This window comes from Limibacillus sp., from assembly GCA_037379885.1.
GTDB lineage: Bacteria > Pseudomonadota > Alphaproteobacteria > Kiloniellales > CECT-8803 > JARRJC01.
In genome coordinates, this window is the sequence record JARRJC010000012.1 from 1 (window position 1) to 15,900 (window position 15,900).

A 15,900-nucleotide genomic window follows, 5' to 3' on the forward strand; every position below is an offset into this window, starting at 1 on the left:
AAGCTGCTCTGGATGCACGAGCACGCCATGCTGCCGGGCCGCAGCTACGTGGTGAAGATCGGCCGCCGCAGCGTCAACGGCACCGTGACCGAGATCAAGCACCTGGTGGATGTGAACAGCGGCGCGCACCTCGCGGGCAAGCAGGTGCCGCTGAATGGCATCGCCGTGGTCAATGTCTCCTTCGACCGCGAGGTGGTCTTCGAGCCCTACGAGCGGAACCCGGACCTCGGCGCCTGCATCTTCATCGACCGCCTGACCAACGAGACGGTCGGCGCGGGCATGATCGACTTCGCGCTGCGCCGCGCCTCCAACATCCATTGGCAGGCTCTGGCGGTCGACAAGCAGACCCGCGCGAGCCTCAAGCACCAGAAGGCCCGCTGTCTCTGGTTCACCGGCCTTTCCGGTTCGGGCAAGTCGACCATCGCGAACCTGGTGGAGCGCCGGCTGCTCTCCATGGGACGCCACACCTATCTGCTGGACGGCGACAACGTGCGCCACGGCCTGAACCGCGATCTGGGCTTTACCGAGGCCGATCGCGTGGAGAACATCCGCCGCGTGGGCGAGGTCTCCCGCCTGATGGTCGACGCGGGCCTGATCGTTCTGGTCTCCTTTATCTCGCCCTATCGCTCGGAGCGGCAGTTGGCGCGCTCGCTCTTCGGGGAGGACGAGTTCTTCGAGGTCTTCGTGGACACGCCGCTCGCGGTCTGCGAACAGCGCGACCCCAAGGGCCTCTACGCCAAGGCGCGCCGCGGAGAGATCGCCAACTTCACCGGCATCGACTCCGAGTACGAGCGCCCGGAGAACGCCGAAATCATCCTCGACACGGTGGACAAGAGCGCGGAGGCCTGTGCCGAGGCGCTCGTCGATCAACTCCTGAAGTCCTGGTAAACAAAGCCCTGGCAGGGGGAGTTTTGACAGCTTTCGGTGGGTTAGCCCGGGGCGGTCACCCTTCTCCCTTGCCAAAATCGGGGTCCGGACGGCACACTTGGAAATGCCGTAACGCGGTTGCCTTGGGGGTGACAGCGCCGCTGCCTGAGGCAGGTCGGTGCCAATAATGGGGCGATAATGGGACTGAGACCCACGCTCTTCAGCGCCATGGACCGGCAGCCGCGCTGGCGCCGTCAGGCGCTGTGCGAATCGGTTCCGGGTTACCTTCCCAGCGGGCAGGCGGCCGACCTGGTCGCCGGCGCCGGCAAGGACGCGCGCAAGAAGGAAAGCCGCAGCGCTTCCTGATACCCGAAGCGGGCCGGGTCAGTTGTTCACCAGGGATTTGAGAGCGAAATCGGGATCGGCGGCCTGATCCGGGCTGGGCGAGAGGTCCGCCGTCAGCAGCTTGCGCCCGGCGATGTGATCGGCGGGCCGATTGATGGAATCGATGGCCAGCAGCCGCTCGCCCTTGAAGTAGAAGACCGAGAACTTGGCCTCTTCCGGGCTGCCGCGCAGCACCCGGCGGTCGTGACCGCCCGACAGCCCCACCATCTGCATCTTCAGATCGAACTGGTTGGTCCAGAACCAGGGGACGCTCTCGTAGGGTGTTTCTCCGCCGGTCAGGTTGGCCGCCGCCGCGCGCGCCTGATCGGCGGCGTTCTGCACCGACTCAAGGCGGATCATGCCCCCGTCGCCACCCCCCGCCCAGGCGTTGGGATGCAGCGCGCAGTCGCCGGCGGCGAAGATGTCGGGATCGGCGGTGCGCGCGCAGCGGTCCACGGCGATGCCGTTCGGACAGTCCAGGCCGGCCTCGGCGGCAAGCTCGCCGTTCGGCAGCACGCCCACCCCGATCACCAGCAGGTCCGCCTCGATCCGGCCGTCCGAGGTCACGACCCCCGCGACACGGCCCTTTGCGTCCAGCTCGATCCTGTCCAGCGCGCAGGCGAGCTTCACGGCGACGCCGCGCGCCCGGTGCTGCTTTGCGTAAAAATCCGACACCTCGGGCCCGACAGCGCGGCCCATCAGGCGCTCCGCCGCCTCCAGCACCGTCACCTGCTTGCCGAGAGAGGCGAGGGCCGCGGCGATCTCCAGCCCGATGAAGCCGCCGCCGACCACGGCGACGCTGCCGGCGCTTTCCGCCGCCGCCGCCAGCGCCTGGGAGTCCGCCAGACTGCGCAGATAGAAAACGCCCTCGGCCTCCGCGCCCGGCAGGGAGAGACGGCGCACCCGCGCGCCCGTGGTCAGCGCCAGCTTGGCGTAGTCGAGACGCGTGCCGTCCTCAAGCGAAAGGCGCTTCGCCGCGCGGTCGATCGCGCGGGCCCGGCTGCCGAGCCGGAGGTCGATGCCGTGGCCTTCGTAGAAAGCCTCCGCGCGCAGCGGGAGCGATTCCTCGGGCATCTTGCCGAGCAGGAACTCCTTGGAGAGCGGCGGGCGCTGGTAGGGGAGGGCCTCTTCCTCGCCGATCAGGGTGATGGGCTCCTGCCAGCCCGCCTCGCGCGCCGAGACCGCGAGTTGCACGCCCGCATGACAGGCGCCGACGATGACCAGTCCGGGTTTGGCGGCCATCGTTCCGCTGCCTTAGACCTGGCGCTCTGGCAGGCGCACCACCAGGCCGTCGAGGGCGTCGGTGACGGGGATCTGACAGGAAAGCCGGGAGTTCGGCTTCGCTTCCGCCGCCGTCTCTTCGAGCATCTCCTGCTCCAGCTCGTCGGGCGGGGTCAGCTTATCGAGGAAGGCCTCCTCGACGTAGACATGACAGGTGGCGCACATGCAGCAGCCGCCGCACTCGGCTTCGATGCCGTCCACGCTGTTCTGCGTGGCGGCCATCATGAGGCTGGTGCCGGCGGAGACATCAACCGTCTCCTCCTGCCCGTCGTCGTGAATGAAGGTCACCTTCGGCATGCTCTCTCCGCTTCGTTGCTCGCCGTTTCCTGACAAAAGCCGCTTTCTCTTAGCCGGGCCATGACGCCATGGTCAAGCGCCCCGGGCCGCGTCGCCATGCGACAGAAAATTGCTTGTGGAAGCCCCCCGGCGAAACCCTTGAGGCCTTTGAGGTTTTTTTGATTCCGCCCTGCATTTTTTTCTTGTCACCCAGACCCATCAGGAATATATCGCGGCTTCCGTCGCTCGCACGTGCCCGTGGTTGGGAATTGGAGGCGAAGGAGTTGACCGGCAACCGGCCGGCGCTTCGTCCCCCAGCTTAAAGCAACGACGTAAGACGGCTTTTTTGGTCTCTGCCGGCGAGTCCAACCGCCGGGGTCACTGAAGAGGCTCTTACTTGTTTGCCATAGGCATGCGGGAGATGAGGTCCCAATCCTTTTCCCGTAAGACCGTAGATCTATAGCCCCGGCTCTCCCTGGCAGCCGCGGGACGGACTTCGGCCATGTGACGCAAACATTCCCTTTGTCGCTCTGGTGAAGAGGAGTGTTGTGACATGACGGATCGTATCCGTGACTTTCTGAAGGGCCTGCCGCACGAAGAGCCGGTCCTGGTTGTTGACCTCGATGTGGTGCGCCGCAACTACGAGGGCTTTTCCGCTGCCCTGCCGGACAGCCGCATCTTCTATGCCGTCAAGGCCAACCCGGCCCCGGAGGTTCTCTCCCTCCTGGCCGAGCTCGGCTCCTCCTTCGACACCGCTTCGGTGCAGGAGATCGAGATGGCGCTGGCCGCGGGTGCCACCCCCGACCGCGTCTCCTTCGGCAACACCATCAAGCGCGAGAGCGACATCGCCAAGGCCTACCGCCTGGGCGTCGACCTCTATGCCTTCGACAGCCTGGCCGAGCTTCAGAAGCTCGCCCGTCAGGCCCCCGGCGCGCGTGTCTTCTGCCGCATCCTCTGCGACGGCGAGGGCGCCGAGTGGCCCCTGTCGCGCAAGTTCGGCTGCGAGCCCGCCATGGCCGAGGAGCTGCTGGTCGAAGCCGGGCGCCTGGGCCTGGTGCCGCACGGCATCTCCTTCCACGTCGGTTCCCAGCAGGGCAACACCGGCGCCTGGGACCTGGCGCTCTCCACCGTCGGCGGCCTGTTCCGCCGTCTGGAGGCGCGCGGCGTCACCCTGAAGATGGTCAACCTGGGCGGCGGCTTCCCGGCCCGCTACCTGAAGGCCGTTCCGCTGGCCCAGCAGTACGGCCAGTCGATCCGCGAGGCGCTGTCCCGCCACTTCGGCAACCGCCTGCCCGAGACCATCATCGAGCCGGGCCGCGGCATGGTGGGCGACGCCGGCGTGATCCGCACCGAAGTGCTGCTGATCAGCCGCAAGAGCGAGCAGGACCCGCACCGCTGGGTCTATCTCGACATCGGCAAGTTCGGCGGCCTGGCCGAGACCATGGACGAGGCGATCCGCTATCCGATCCGCTCCGCGCGCGACGGGGAGCCGAGCGAGCCCGTGATCCTGGCCGGTCCGACCTGCGATTCCGCCGACGTGATGTACGAGAAGCTGCCCTACGACCTGCCGCTTTCGCTGGAGATCGGGGACGAGCTCTTCATCGAGGCGACGGGCGCCTACACCACCACCTACGCTTCGGTGGCCTTCAACGGCTTCGCGCCGCTGCGCAGCTACTGCATCTGATCGGGGGTCGCCATGATCGTCATCGACGAGCGGGGGCCGCAAGAGGCCGCCGCCGCCGAGGCCCTGCGTATGCGGGTCTTCGGCGGCAGCCACCTGCGCAAGACCTCCCAGCGGCTTCGTGAGGGCCGGGCGCCCGCCGAGGGCCTGGAGCTGGTCGCGCGCGAGGACGGCGCCCTGGTGGGCTCCGTGGTGCTCTGGGAGATCGCCCTGGGCGCGGAGCGGCGTCCCGGCCTCCTCCTGGGGCCGCTGGCCGTTCACCCCGACCTGCAGGGCCTTGGCGTCGGCGCGCAGCTGATGCGCATCAGCCTCGCCCGGGCCGCCGAGCGCGGCCACGGCGCCGTGGTGCTGGTGGGCGATGCGCCCTACTACGGGCGTTTCGGCTTCCAGGCGGGGCTGACCGGGGAGCTCGTGCTGCCCGGCCCCTTCGAGCGTCACCGCTTCCTGGGCCTTGAGCTTCGGGACGGATGGCTTCAGGGTGCTGCCGGATTGGTGACGCCCGCCGGACGCAAACTCGCCACCTGGGGCCGGGCCGCCGCCTGACGCCCCCACGCAACGACTGTTCCGTACGCTACGAGAGACAAGGGAGTTTTGAGACAATGACCGAGTGGACCAAGCACGTGGCCTTCGACGGCCCGGTGGTGATGATCGGCTTCGGCTCGATCGGCAAGGGCAGCCTGCCCCTGATCCTGCGCCATATCGACCTCTCGCCCGACCAGATCACGGTCGTGGCTCCGGAAGCCGAGGGCCGGGCGGTCGCCGAGGAGATGGGCGTCGCCTACATCCAGAAGGCGATCACGCCGGAGAACATGGTGGAGACCCTGGACCCGCTCCTGGGCGGGGGTCGCGGTTTCATCGTGAACCTGTCGGTCGAGGTCTCCTCGGTCGACCTGCTGCGCTATGCGGCGGCCAAGGGCGCGCTTTACATCGACACCTGCATCGAGCCCTGGCCCGGCGGCTACACCGACGCCTCGAAGTCGCTCGCTGAGCGGTCCAACTACGCGCTGCGCGAAGGCATGCTGGCGGCCCGCGACGAGCTCGGCTCCGACTCCCCGACGGCGGTGGTCACCCACGGCGCGAACCCCGGCATGGTCAGCCACTTCGTCAAGCAGGCGCTCATCAACCTCGCCGCCGACAAGGGCCTGGCGGTCGAGCCGCCCAAGACCCAGGAGGGCTGGGGCATGCTGGCGCGCGACCTGGGCGTGAAGGGCGTCCACATCGCCGAGCGCGACACCCAGGTGACCGCGGGCGGCAAGCCCAAGGACGTGTTCTACAACACCTGGTCGATCGACGGCTTCATCTCGGAGGGCCTGCAGCCGGCCGAGCTGGGCTGGGGCACCTTCGAGGGCGAGCTTCCCTTCGACGGCGCGGAGCATGAGACCGGCTGCGGGGCCGCCATCTACCTGAAGCGGCCTGGGGCGGCGACGCGGGTGCGCACCTGGACGCCCAAGGCGGGTTCCATCATCGGGTTCCTGATCACCCATTCCGAGGCGATCTCGATCTCCGACTACTTCACGCTGCGCGACGAGAGCGGCAAGGCGGTCTACCGTCCGACCTGCCACTACGCCTATCACCCCTCCGACGCCGCCGTGCTGTCGGTCTACGAGATGGAAGGCAATGCGCTAACCCCGCAGCCGACCTTCCACCTGATGAACGATGACATCGTGGAGGGCATCGACGAGTTGGGCGTGCTGCTCTACGGCCACGACCGCAACGCCTACTGGTACGGCTCTCAGCTCTCCATCGAGGAGGCCCGCAAGCTGGCGCCCTATCAGAACGCCACCGGCCTTCAGGTCACCTCGGCGGTGCTGGGCGGCATGGTCTGGGCGATCGAGAATCCCAAGCGCGGCGTGGTCGAGCCCGACGAGATGGACTTCGACCGCTGCCTCGAAGTGCAGATGCCCTACCTCGGTCCCGTGGTGGGCGAATATAGCGACTGGACTCCCATCGACGGTCGCGGGGAACTCTTCCCCGAAGACATCGACCGCGCGGAGCCCTGGCGCTTCAAGAACGTGGTGGTCCGCTGACCGGGGGGAACGCGCGCCACGTTCTAATCGAAGGAAACCCGGCCGGAGGCTTGCAATTGTCTCCGGCCGGGTTTTCACTTCCGGCCCTGACCAGCATTCGCACTCAGGGGAAAGCGAGAGACAAGATGGCCGAAGAGGTCGATTTCATCATCGTGGGCGCGGGCTCCGCCGGTTGCGCCATGGCCTACCGTCTTTCCGAGGACCCCAAGAACCGGGTGCTGCTGCTGGAGTTCGGCGGCACGGACATGGGCCCCTTCATCCAGATGCCCGCCGCGCTTTCCTATCCCATGAACATGAAGACCTACGACTGGGGTTACTGGTCGGAGCCGGAGCCGCACCTGGGCGGGCGCAAGCTGGCCTGTCCGCGCGGCAAGGTGATCGGCGGCTCCTCCTCCATCAACGGCATGGTCTACGTGCGCGGCCACGCCTGCGACTACGACACCTGGGAAGAGATGGGCGCCAAGGGCTGGGGCTACCGCCACGTGCTGCCCTACTTCAAGCGCCTGGAGTCCTCCCACGGCGGGCAGGAGGGATGGCGCGGCACGGACGGCCCGCTGCACGTCACCCGCGGCTCGCGCAAGAATCCGCTGTTCCACGCCTTCGTGGAAGCCGGCCGGGAGGCGGGCTACCCCGTCACCCAGGACTACAACGGCGAGCAGCAGGAAGGCTTCGGGCCGATGGAGATGACGGTCTGGCAGGGGCGGCGTTGGTCGGCGGCCAACGCCTATCTGAAGACCGCACTGAAGCGCCCCAACCTGGAACTGCGCGCGCGCTGCCTGGTGCACCGCGTTCTGTTCAAGGACAGGCGCGCGGTCGGCGTGGAGTTTGAGCGCGGCGGCAAGGTGGAGCAGGTCAAGGCGCGCCGCGCGGTGATCATCGCCGCCTCCTCCATCAACTCGCCGAAGATCCTGATGCTCTCGGGCATCGGGCCGGCCGGACAGCTGCGCGACAAGGGGATCGAGGTGCTGGCCGACCGCCCCGGCGTGGGCGAGAACCTGCAGGACCACCTGGAACTCTATCTCCAGATGGAGTGCAAGCAGCCGATCACGCTCTACAAGCACCTGAACCTTTTCTCGAAGGCCTGGATCGGCGCGCAGTGGCTCTTCTTCAAGAAGGGTCACGGCACCACCAACCACTTCGAGTCCGCCGCCTTCGCCCGCTCCAAAGCGGGGGTCAAGTACCCCGACATCCAGTACCACTTCCTGCCGGTGGCGATCCGCTACGACGGCAAGGCAGCGGCCAAGGCGCATGGTTTCCAGGCCCATGTCGGCCCGATGCGCTCGGCCTCTCGCGGCTGGGTGCGGCTGCGCTCCTGCGATCCGAAGGAGCGGCCCGAGATCCAGTTCAACTATATGTCGAAGCAGCAGGACTGGGAGGACTTCAGGACCTGCATCCGCATGACGCGGGAGATCTTCGGCCAGCCCGCCATGGAGCCCTTCGCCGGGCGCGAGATACAGCCGGGCGCCGAGGCCGAGAGCGACGAGCAACTCGACCACTTCATCCGCGAGGAGGTGGAGAGCGCCTACCACCCCTGCGGCACCTGCCGCATGGGCGCGGCGGACGACCCCGAAGCCGTGGTCGACGAGCAGTGCCGCGTGATCGGCGTGCAAGGGCTCTACGTTGCCGACAGCTCGATCTTCCCGCAGATCACCAACGGCAACCTCAACGGGCCTTCGATCCTGGTGGGGGAGAAGGCGAGCGACCACATCCTGGGCCGCGAGCCGCTGGCCCCCTCCAATCAGAAGCCCTGGATCAATCCCGATTGGCAGACCAGCCAGCGCTAGTCTCCCGCGCCCTCAAAAGGGGTTTTGCCGCACTGCACCATTCCATGGTCTAATCCCCGTAAAGCCCCAGCCCCGAACCGGAGAGAGCCATGGCCCAGGCGGCCGAAGCCAAGAGCAGGGACGCAGAGACACTGGCGTTGCGCGACAGCCTGTTTCAACGGCTGAGGGAGCTGCGCGAGGGCCTTAAGGACGCGCCCAACGCCAACCCAGTGGCGCAGAGCGCCTTTGAGATTTCCCGGCGTCTGGAACAGCGCGAGCTGAGCCTCGGCCAGCTCGCCGCGACCGCCCGGCTGCTGGCCGACGACGCCTTTCTCGACCGGGCCCGGCGGCTCGACGACTATCTGGGGTTCTCGCCCGATCAGGACCTGGATGCGCGCATGGCGGATCAGGTGCGCGCGCTCTGCCGCGACGAGGCGGGGGCGCCGCTGCCCTTCGATGAGTTCCAGGCCTTTTGGCGGCGCGCGGCCTTCGGCATCGTCTTCACCGCCCATCCCACCTTCGGGCTTTCGCGCGGTCTGCATGGCGTCATCACCGACCTCGCGGGCGGTGGGGAGGAGGCGCAGCACGCCGCCCTCTCACGGCTGGCGGAGCTGGAGCACGAGCCGGAGCCGGAGATCACCCTGCCGCTGGAGCATGCCTGGGCGCAGGAGGCGCTGGCCAACGCGACGCGCGCCTACGACCGCCTGACCGCGATCCTGATCGAAGAGGCGCGCGAGCGTTACCCGGAGGACTGGACGCGCTTCGACCCGCTGCCCTTCTCGCTCGCCTCCTGGGTCGGCTACGACCTGGACGGGCGCACGGATATCCGCTGGTGGGACTCCTTCCTGTTCCGGCTGACGGAAAAGGAGGGGCAGCTTGAGCGGCTGCGCCAGGGGCTTGCCGCGCTGCGTCAGGCGCAGCGCTTCGAGAAGGACGCCGACGCCGCGCTTCAGGCGCTGGAGGAACGCCTGGGCCGGGCGCTGGCCCGCTGCACGCGCGACCGCCAGGCCTTCGCCAAGGTGCCCCATGACAGGGAATCGGGCATGGCCGCGCTCGCCGAGGCGGCCAACCTCCTGACCGAAGAGGGCGCGGACCGGCTGGTCGATCCGGGCGAGATATCCGCAAAGCTGACGAGCGTGATCGAGGGGCTCGCCGACGCGGACGCCGCCGCCGCCCTGATGCGTCTGCGCGCCCAGGTGACGGCCCTGGGTCTGGGCAGCGCCCATATCCATTTCAGGATCAACGCGACGCAGGTCCACAACTCCCTCCGCGCCATGCTGGGGGAGGATGCGCTGGGCGACCTCTCCTCCCGCGTCGCGCTCTCGCGCCTGGAAAAGCGGGTCGCGCAGACCAAGCCGCAGAGCATCAACTTCGGCACGCTGGAACTGGAAACCGCGACGGCGATCCGCCAGGTGGCGCTGATCGCCCAGCTCATCAAGCATGTGGACTCGGCGACGCCGCTGCGCTTCCTGGTGGCCGAGTGCGAATCGCCCGCGACCATCCTGGGGCTGATCCTGCTGGCCCGCCTTTTCGGGGTGGAGGAGCGCATCGACGTCTCGCCCCTGTTCGAGACGCCCGCCGCGCTGGAGCGGGGCGCGGGCCTGATCGAAGCGCTGCTGGAAAGCCCCGCCTACCGCGAGACCCTGGCCCGGCGCGGGCGGCTCTGTATCCAGACCGGCTTTTCCGACGCCGGGCGCTTCATCGGTCAGGTCGGCGCCACGCTCGCCATCGAACGCCTCCACATGAAGCTGGCGCGTCTGCTGGAGGAGGCGGAGCTCGACGAGGTGGAGCTGGTGATCTTCAACACCCACGGCGAGTCCATGGGGCGCGGGGCCCATCCGGAATCCCTGCGCGACCGGCAGCTCTACATCCTCTCGCCCGCCGCGCGCGCCGCCTTCGCCGAGCAGGAGCGGCCGTTGAAGCACGAGTTCTCCTTCCAGGGCGGGGACGGGTTCCTCTTCTTCGGCAACGAGACGCTGGCGAGCGCGGTCCTCGCCGGGCTGCTTGAGGTCGAGTTGGACGCGCCGCAGGCCGGGGCGGACCAGCTCTACGACGACACGGACCTCAGCCTCGACTTCTTCCTGCGGGTCAAATCCTATCAGGAGGAGCTATTCCACAGGCCCGAGTACCGGGAGGCGCTGGGCGCCTTCGGCACCAACCTGCTGTTTCCCACCGGATCGCGGAAGTCGCGCCGCCAGCACGACACGGCGAGCCCGGCGGACCGGGGCGACCCGGCGCAGATGCGCGCGATCCCGAACAACGCGATCCTCCAGCAACTGGGCTTCGTCGCCAACATCGTCTCGGGCTTTTCCCGCGCCGCCGGTCTGGACCTGGAACGGCTGGTCGAGATGAAGCAGAAGTCCGACCGCTTCGCGCGCATCCTGCGTCTGGTCGCCGCCGCCAAGAAGCGCTCCTCTCTCCAGGTGCTCTCGGCCTACGCCGACCTCTTCGACAGCGGCTACTGGACCTCGCGCGCCTACTGCGGGGGCGAGGCCGGGCTGGGCGGTTCCTTCCGCGATCTGGCGGAGATCCTCACCGGCGACAGCCGCGCCCAGTCCGTGGGGCGGCTGGTCAATGGTCTCAGGCTCGATTCCATCGACCTGCACCGCCTGCTGGAGGAGGCGGGGCTGGAGAAGGGCAAGCGCCCCTCCGACCTGCGGCTGCGGCTCGACCTGCTGCATGCGATCCGCATCGCGCTGATCATGCACATCTACCTGCTGGCGGTTCGCCTGCCGCGCTTTTCGACGCGCAACGACCTGTCGCGCGAACAGGTGCTGGGCATGATCGTCTCGCTGGAGGTGCCGCCGGCGGTCAGCGCCCTGCGCGAAACCTTCCCCAAGCATCACCCGGCGGACACGGCGGCGCGCTTCGACGAAGCGGCCAGCTACGACCCGCTGGACCTGTCCGACTACGAGCGGCTGCACAGCGACTACCTGCAACCCATGGAGCGCGCCTACGCCGAGGTGCGGCGCATCTCCGTCGCCATCGCCCACTGTTACGGGGCGCATGGCTAATGGGGCGCATGGCTAAGGGTCCGATTCTCCTGGAACGCCGCCGCTCTTGCGCTTAAATCTGCTTGCATGATCGAAGACCTGACCGACGAACAGCTGGAACGCTACGCCCGCCACCTCGTGCTGCCGGAGATCGGCGAAGAGGGGCAGGAGGCGCTGCTGGCCGCCAAGGTGCTGGTGATCGGCGCTGGCGGGCTGGGCTCGCCGCTGCTGCTCTATCTGGCCGCCGCCGGGGTCGGCACCCTGGGCGTGGTGGACGACGACAGCGTCGACCTCTCCAACCTGCAACGCCAGGTGCTGCACAATACGGAGGCGGTTGGAGTCCACAAGGTGGACTCCGCGCTGGCCCGCCTGAAGCAGATAAACCCGGAGGTCGAGACCCGCGCCCACAAGGGCCGCCTGACGGCCGACAACGTGATGGAGGTGCTGGGCGACTACGATCTGGTCTGCGACGGGTCGGACAACTTCGCCACGCGCTACCTGGTCAACGACGCCTGCTATCTGGCGGGCAAGACGCTGGTCTCGGCGGCCATCATGCGCTTCGACGGACAGCTCTCCACCTTCAAGGCGCACACGCGTGACGACGGGGAGGAGGCCCACCCCTGCTACCGCTGCCTCTTCGGGGAGCAGCCGCCGCGCGATCCCAAGCAGTCCTGCGCGGACGTCGGCGTGCTGGCGAGCCTGCCCGGCGTCATGGGCAGCCTGCAGGCGACGGAAGTTATCAAGGAGATCACCGGCGCGGGCGAGAGCCTCTCGGGCCGCCTGCTGCTCTACGATGCCCTCTCCACCAGCTTCCGGGTCATCAAGGCCAAGCCCGACCCGGCCTGCCCCCTCTGCGGCAGCCAGCCGACCATCAAGGAAATCGAAGCGGAAAACTACCGGCCGGAGGAAGCGGTCTGCGCGAGCTGACGGGCTTTTAGAACATCGCCTCTTAGAACATCGCCTCCAGAACCCGGTCGGGCGGGGTGTGGCCGTCGACGAAGGTCTTGATGTTGATGATGACCTTCTCGCCCATGGCGTTGCGGCCCTCAATGGTGGCCGAGCCCATGTGCGGCAGCAGCACCACGTTCGAGAGCTTCAGGAGCTTCGGGTTGACCGCGGGCTCGTGCTCGAACACGTCGAGCCCGGCCCCGGCGATCTCGCCGCGCTCCAGCATGCGGGTCAGCGCGTTCTCGTCCACCACTTCGCCGCGCGAGGTGTTGACGATGTAGGTCGAGGACTGCAGCAGCTTCAGCCGCCGCGCCGAGAGCAGGTGGTAGGTGGCCGGCGTGTGCGGGCAGTTGATCGAGATGATGTCCATGCGCGCCAGCATCTGATCCAGGCTTTCCCAGTAGGTCGCCTCCAACTCCTCCTCCAGGTCCTGATGTACCCGGCGGCGGTTGTGGTAGTGGATCGAAAGGCCGAAGCCCTTGGCGCGGCGCGCGACGGCCGAGCCGATGCGGCCCATGCCGATGATGCCCAGGCGCTTGCCGGTGATGCGGTGGCCCAGCATGTGGGTCGGGCTCCAGCCGCGCCACTCGCCCTCGCGCAGCAGGCGCTCGCCCTCGGTCAGGCGGCGCGGCACGGCGAGGATCAGGGCCATGGTCATGTCCGCCGTGTCCTCGGTCAGGACGCCCGGCGTGTTGGTGACGGTGATGCCGCGCTGGCGCGCGGTCTTCAGGTCGATGTGATCGACGCCGGTGCCGAAGGAGGCGATCAGGCGAAGCTGCGGACCGGCCTGGGACAGGATCGCCGCGTCGATGCGGTCGGTCACGGTCGGCACCAGCACCTCGGCGCTCTTCACCGCCTCGACCAGTTCGGCCTGGCTCATGGGTTCGTCGTTCAGATTGAGCCGCGCGTCGAAGAGCTCCATCATCCGCGTCTCGATGACGTCGGGAAGACGGCGGGTGACGACCACCAGCGGCTTCTTGGAATTGGGCATGACCTGGCGCTCTCCCTTGTGCCGGCCCCTTGAGCCGGCGTTGCCGCGCCCCGGCGCCCCGGCGGGCCCCGTCTCGCGCGTGGAACTTTCGTGCAGCAGGCATTACCAAGTCCGGCAAGGTTTTGTCCAGCGGAAGCGGAGGCCTGAGCCGCAAGCTTTGACCCTGCGGGCAAGTCTGGTAAGAGCGGAGGGAGACCGGGGCGAACATCGCGCCGAGTCGCCGCGCGCTGCTTTTCCAGGGTGTGCGCGCGCTGGAAGGGGAGAGAAGGACCGGCCTCATGACCGCCTTGAGAGGCTTCACGCTCTTAGCGCTCGCCGCCGCCCTCCTTATCGGGGGCGCCGGCCCCCTTGGCGCGCAGCAGGAGGGGCAGCCGCAGGCCCAGCCGGAAGTCCTGCCCGAAAACCGCAGCGTGGAGCGGCCCGGGCGCACGGGGCTGCCGCTGCCGCGTTTCGTCTCGCTCGCTTCGGGGGAAATCAATCTTCGCGCCGGGCCGGGACGCCAATACCCCATCGAAGTGGTCTACCGCCGCCAGAGCATGCCGGTCGAGGTGATCGACGAGTTCGAGAACTGGCGGCGCATCCGCGACTGGGAGGGGACCGTCGGTTGGGTGCATGGCTCGCTTCTGAGCGGGCGGCGCACGCTGAGGGTGCTGGGCGAGGAGCTGGTGGCCCTGCGCCGCGCCCCGCGCGAGGACGCGCCGCTGGTCGCCCAGGTGGAGCCCGGCGTGATCGGCGAGCTGGAGCGCTGCGACGGCGGCTGGTGCCAGGCGACCCTGGGCGGCTTCGAGGGTTGGCTGCGCCGTCAGGACTTCTACGGCACCCTGCCCAAGGAAAGTCTCAACTAGGCGCCGCCTTTGGCCTTGATCCGGCCAAGGTCAGCGCCGATATCCTTTTCGACATGAGACGTCTCAGAAACACGACTTTCGCCGCGGTCTTCGCCGCGCTGCTCGCCGGGCTTCCGCCCTTCGCGGCCCTGGCCGAACCGGTCAGGATCATGGCCTATGGCGATTCGCTGGTGCACGGCTACGGCCTGCCGCCGGGCGATGCCTTTCCCGCGCAGCTTGAAAGCGCGCTGCGGGAGGAGGGCTACGAGGTCACGGTGATCAACGCCGGAAACTCCGGGGAGACCTCCAAGGGCGGGCGCGAGCGCCTTGCCTGGACCCTCGCCGATGCGCCCGACATCCTGGTCCTGGTGCTGGGCGCCAACGACATGCTGCGCGGGCTCGACCCGGTCAAGACGGAGGAGAACCTGGCCGCGATCCTGGAGGAGCTTCAGCGCCGCGACATCCGCGTGCTGCTGGCCGGCATGAAGGCCCAGCGGGGCCTGGGGCAGAACTACGTCACGGTCTTCGATGCGCTCTATCCCGACCTGGCGGAGCGCTACGGGGTCGCCTTCTATCCCTTCTTCCTGGAAGGTGTGGCGGCCGATCCCGCCCTCAACCAGTCCGACGGACTGCATCCCAACGCCGAGGGGGTCGGCAAGATCGTGCGGCAGATGCTGCCCGCGCTGATCCCGCTCATCGAACAGGAGCGCCAAGCCGCGGCGGGCTGAGCCCGACGCGGGCGCTGCCGCCAACCCGAACGCCAATCCGATCCGAAGAACAAGGGGAAGACAGAACCATGGATTATCGACCGCTGGGCCGATCCGGCATCGACGTGAGCGCCGTTTGCCTTGGCTCCATGACCTGGGGCGAGCAGAACAGCGAGGCCGAGGGCCACGGTCAGATGGACCTGGCCTTCGACCACGGGGTGAACTTCATCGACGTGGCGGAGATGTATTCGACGCCTGTCAAGGCCGAGACCTATGGCCGGTCGGAGGAGGTGATCGGCTCCTGGATGGCCGCGCGCGGCAACCGCGACAAGGTGGTGCTGGCCACCAAGATCGTCGGCCCCTCGGACGGTTTCCCCTGGATCCGGAACGGCGAGACGCGCTTCACCAGGCGCCACATCGTCGAGGCCCTGGAAGCGAGCCTGAAGCGGCTCCGGACCGACTATGTCGATCTCTATCAGCTTCACTGGCCGGACCGTTCGACCAACACCTTCGGCAAGCTCGGCTTCACGCCGAACCCCGATGAGTCCATGACGCCGATCGAGGAGACGCTGGCCGCCCTGGAAGAGGTCGTGGCCTCCGGCAAGGTGCGCACGGTGGGCCTCTCCAACGAGACGCCCTGGGGCACCATGAAGTTCCTCTCCCTCGCCGAGGCGGGGAAGGGGCCGCGCATGGTCTCGGTCCAGAATCCCTACAGCCTCCTGAACCGCTCCTACGAGGCGGGCATGGCGGAGGTCTCGATCCGCGAGGACTGCGGCCTGCTGGCCTATGCGCCGCTGGCCGCCGGCGCGCTGTCGGGCAAGTACCTGGGCGGCGCGCGGCCGGAAGGCGCGCGCATGACCCTCTACCCCCAGAACACCCGCTACATGAAGCCTGAGGGCGAGGCGGCGGTGGCGGCCTACGCCAAGGTTGCGGAGAAGCACGGAATCGGGCTGGTGGAGATGTCCCATGCCTGGGTGGTGAGCCGCCCCTTCGTCACCTCCTCCATCGTCGGCGCCACCTCCAACGAGCAGTTGATGCAGGCCCTGAAGGCCGCCGAGGTCACGCTGCCGCCCGAGGTGATCGAGGACCTGGAGGAGGTTCACAAGAGCCACACCTACCCCTGTCCTTGAGCCCCGGAGAGGGGTGACAAGTCTTTCA

General features: G+C 68.1%; 14 protein-coding genes. 11 read left to right on the forward strand and 3 right to left on the reverse strand.

The window, feature by feature from the left end:
- Both cysC and P8X75_05845 read left to right on the forward strand, forming a co-directional pair.
- On the forward strand, positions 1–888 hold an 888-nt coding region (gene cysC / locus P8X75_05840; GenBank protein ID MEJ1994723.1), incomplete at its 5' end, for an adenylyl-sulfate kinase.
- A 177-nt stretch (positions 889–1,065) separates the two neighbouring features.
- Complete coding sequence (locus P8X75_05845; protein MEJ1994724.1) at positions 1,066–1,233, forward strand: hypothetical protein; 168 nt, start codon at positions 1,066–1,068, stop codon at positions 1,231–1,233.
- Between the two features lie 18 nt (positions 1,234–1,251).
- On the opposite strand, the gene P8X75_05850 is transcribed toward P8X75_05845, so the two are convergent.
- The gene (locus tag P8X75_05850; protein MEJ1994725.1) at positions 1,252–2,493 is read right to left on the reverse strand and encodes an FAD-dependent oxidoreductase; all 1,242 of its coding nucleotides are present in this window, start codon (positions 2,491–2,493) and stop codon (positions 1,252–1,254) included.
- A 12-nt stretch (positions 2,494–2,505) separates the two neighbouring features.
- Positions 2,506–2,829, reverse strand: a complete 324-nt coding sequence (locus P8X75_05855) for a 2Fe-2S iron-sulfur cluster-binding protein (GenBank protein ID MEJ1994726.1) — start codon at positions 2,827–2,829, stop codon at positions 2,506–2,508.
- A 532-nt stretch (positions 2,830–3,361) separates the two neighbouring features.
- Here P8X75_05855 and P8X75_05860 point away from each other — a divergent pair.
- From P8X75_05860 to moeB, 6 genes are all read left to right on the forward strand, one after another.
- A complete protein-coding gene (locus P8X75_05860) occupies positions 3,362–4,492 on the forward strand; it encodes a type III PLP-dependent enzyme (protein MEJ1994727.1) in 1,131 nt (376 codons plus the stop codon).
- Positions 4,493–4,504: 12 nt separating this feature from the next.
- The gene (locus P8X75_05865; protein MEJ1994728.1) at positions 4,505–5,032 is read left to right on the forward strand and encodes an N-acetyltransferase; all 528 of its coding nucleotides are present in this window, start codon (positions 4,505–4,507) and stop codon (positions 5,030–5,032) included.
- Between the two features lie 56 nt (positions 5,033–5,088).
- Entirely contained in the window at positions 5,089–6,516 is a 1,428-nt protein-coding gene (locus P8X75_05870; GenBank protein ID MEJ1994729.1) for a saccharopine dehydrogenase C-terminal domain-containing protein, read from the forward strand.
- A gap of 125 nt (positions 6,517–6,641) precedes the next feature.
- A complete protein-coding gene (gene betA / locus P8X75_05875; protein MEJ1994730.1) occupies positions 6,642–8,300 on the forward strand; it encodes a choline dehydrogenase in 1,659 nt (552 codons plus the stop codon).
- Between the two features lie 89 nt (positions 8,301–8,389).
- Complete coding sequence (locus tag P8X75_05880) at positions 8,390–11,293, forward strand: phosphoenolpyruvate carboxylase (GenBank protein MEJ1994731.1); 2,904 nt, start codon at positions 8,390–8,392, stop codon at positions 11,291–11,293.
- 66 nt (positions 11,294–11,359) lie between these two features.
- Positions 11,360–12,199 (forward strand): molybdopterin-synthase adenylyltransferase MoeB, encoded by an 840-nt coding sequence (gene moeB, locus P8X75_05885; protein MEJ1994732.1) that lies wholly within the window; start codon positions 11,360–11,362, stop codon positions 12,197–12,199.
- Between the two features lie 22 nt (positions 12,200–12,221).
- Here the strand turns inward: moeB and P8X75_05890 are convergent, their stop codons facing one another.
- Positions 12,222–13,211 carry a D-glycerate dehydrogenase gene (locus P8X75_05890; protein MEJ1994733.1) on the reverse strand — a complete coding sequence of 330 codons (990 nt, stop codon included), beginning with the start codon at positions 13,209–13,211 and terminating at the stop codon, positions 12,222–12,224.
- Positions 13,212–13,489: 278 nt separating this feature from the next.
- Between P8X75_05890 and P8X75_05895 the strand changes: the two genes are divergently transcribed.
- The 3 genes from P8X75_05895 to P8X75_05905 all read left to right on the forward strand — a co-directional run bounded on the left by P8X75_05895 (position 13,490) and on the right by P8X75_05905 (position 15,872).
- On the forward strand, positions 13,490–14,056 hold the full coding sequence (locus P8X75_05895; GenBank protein MEJ1994734.1) for an SH3 domain-containing protein: 567 nt from the start codon (positions 13,490–13,492) through the stop codon (positions 14,054–14,056).
- 53 nt (positions 14,057–14,109) lie between these two features.
- On the forward strand, positions 14,110–14,763 hold the full coding sequence (locus P8X75_05900; GenBank protein ID MEJ1994735.1) for an arylesterase: 654 nt from the start codon (positions 14,110–14,112) through the stop codon (positions 14,761–14,763).
- Positions 14,764–14,831: 68 nt separating this feature from the next.
- Entirely contained in the window at positions 14,832–15,872 is a 1,041-nt protein-coding gene (locus tag P8X75_05905) for an aldo/keto reductase (GenBank protein MEJ1994736.1), read from the forward strand.
- The last annotated feature ends 28 nt before the right edge of the window (positions 15,873–15,900 follow it).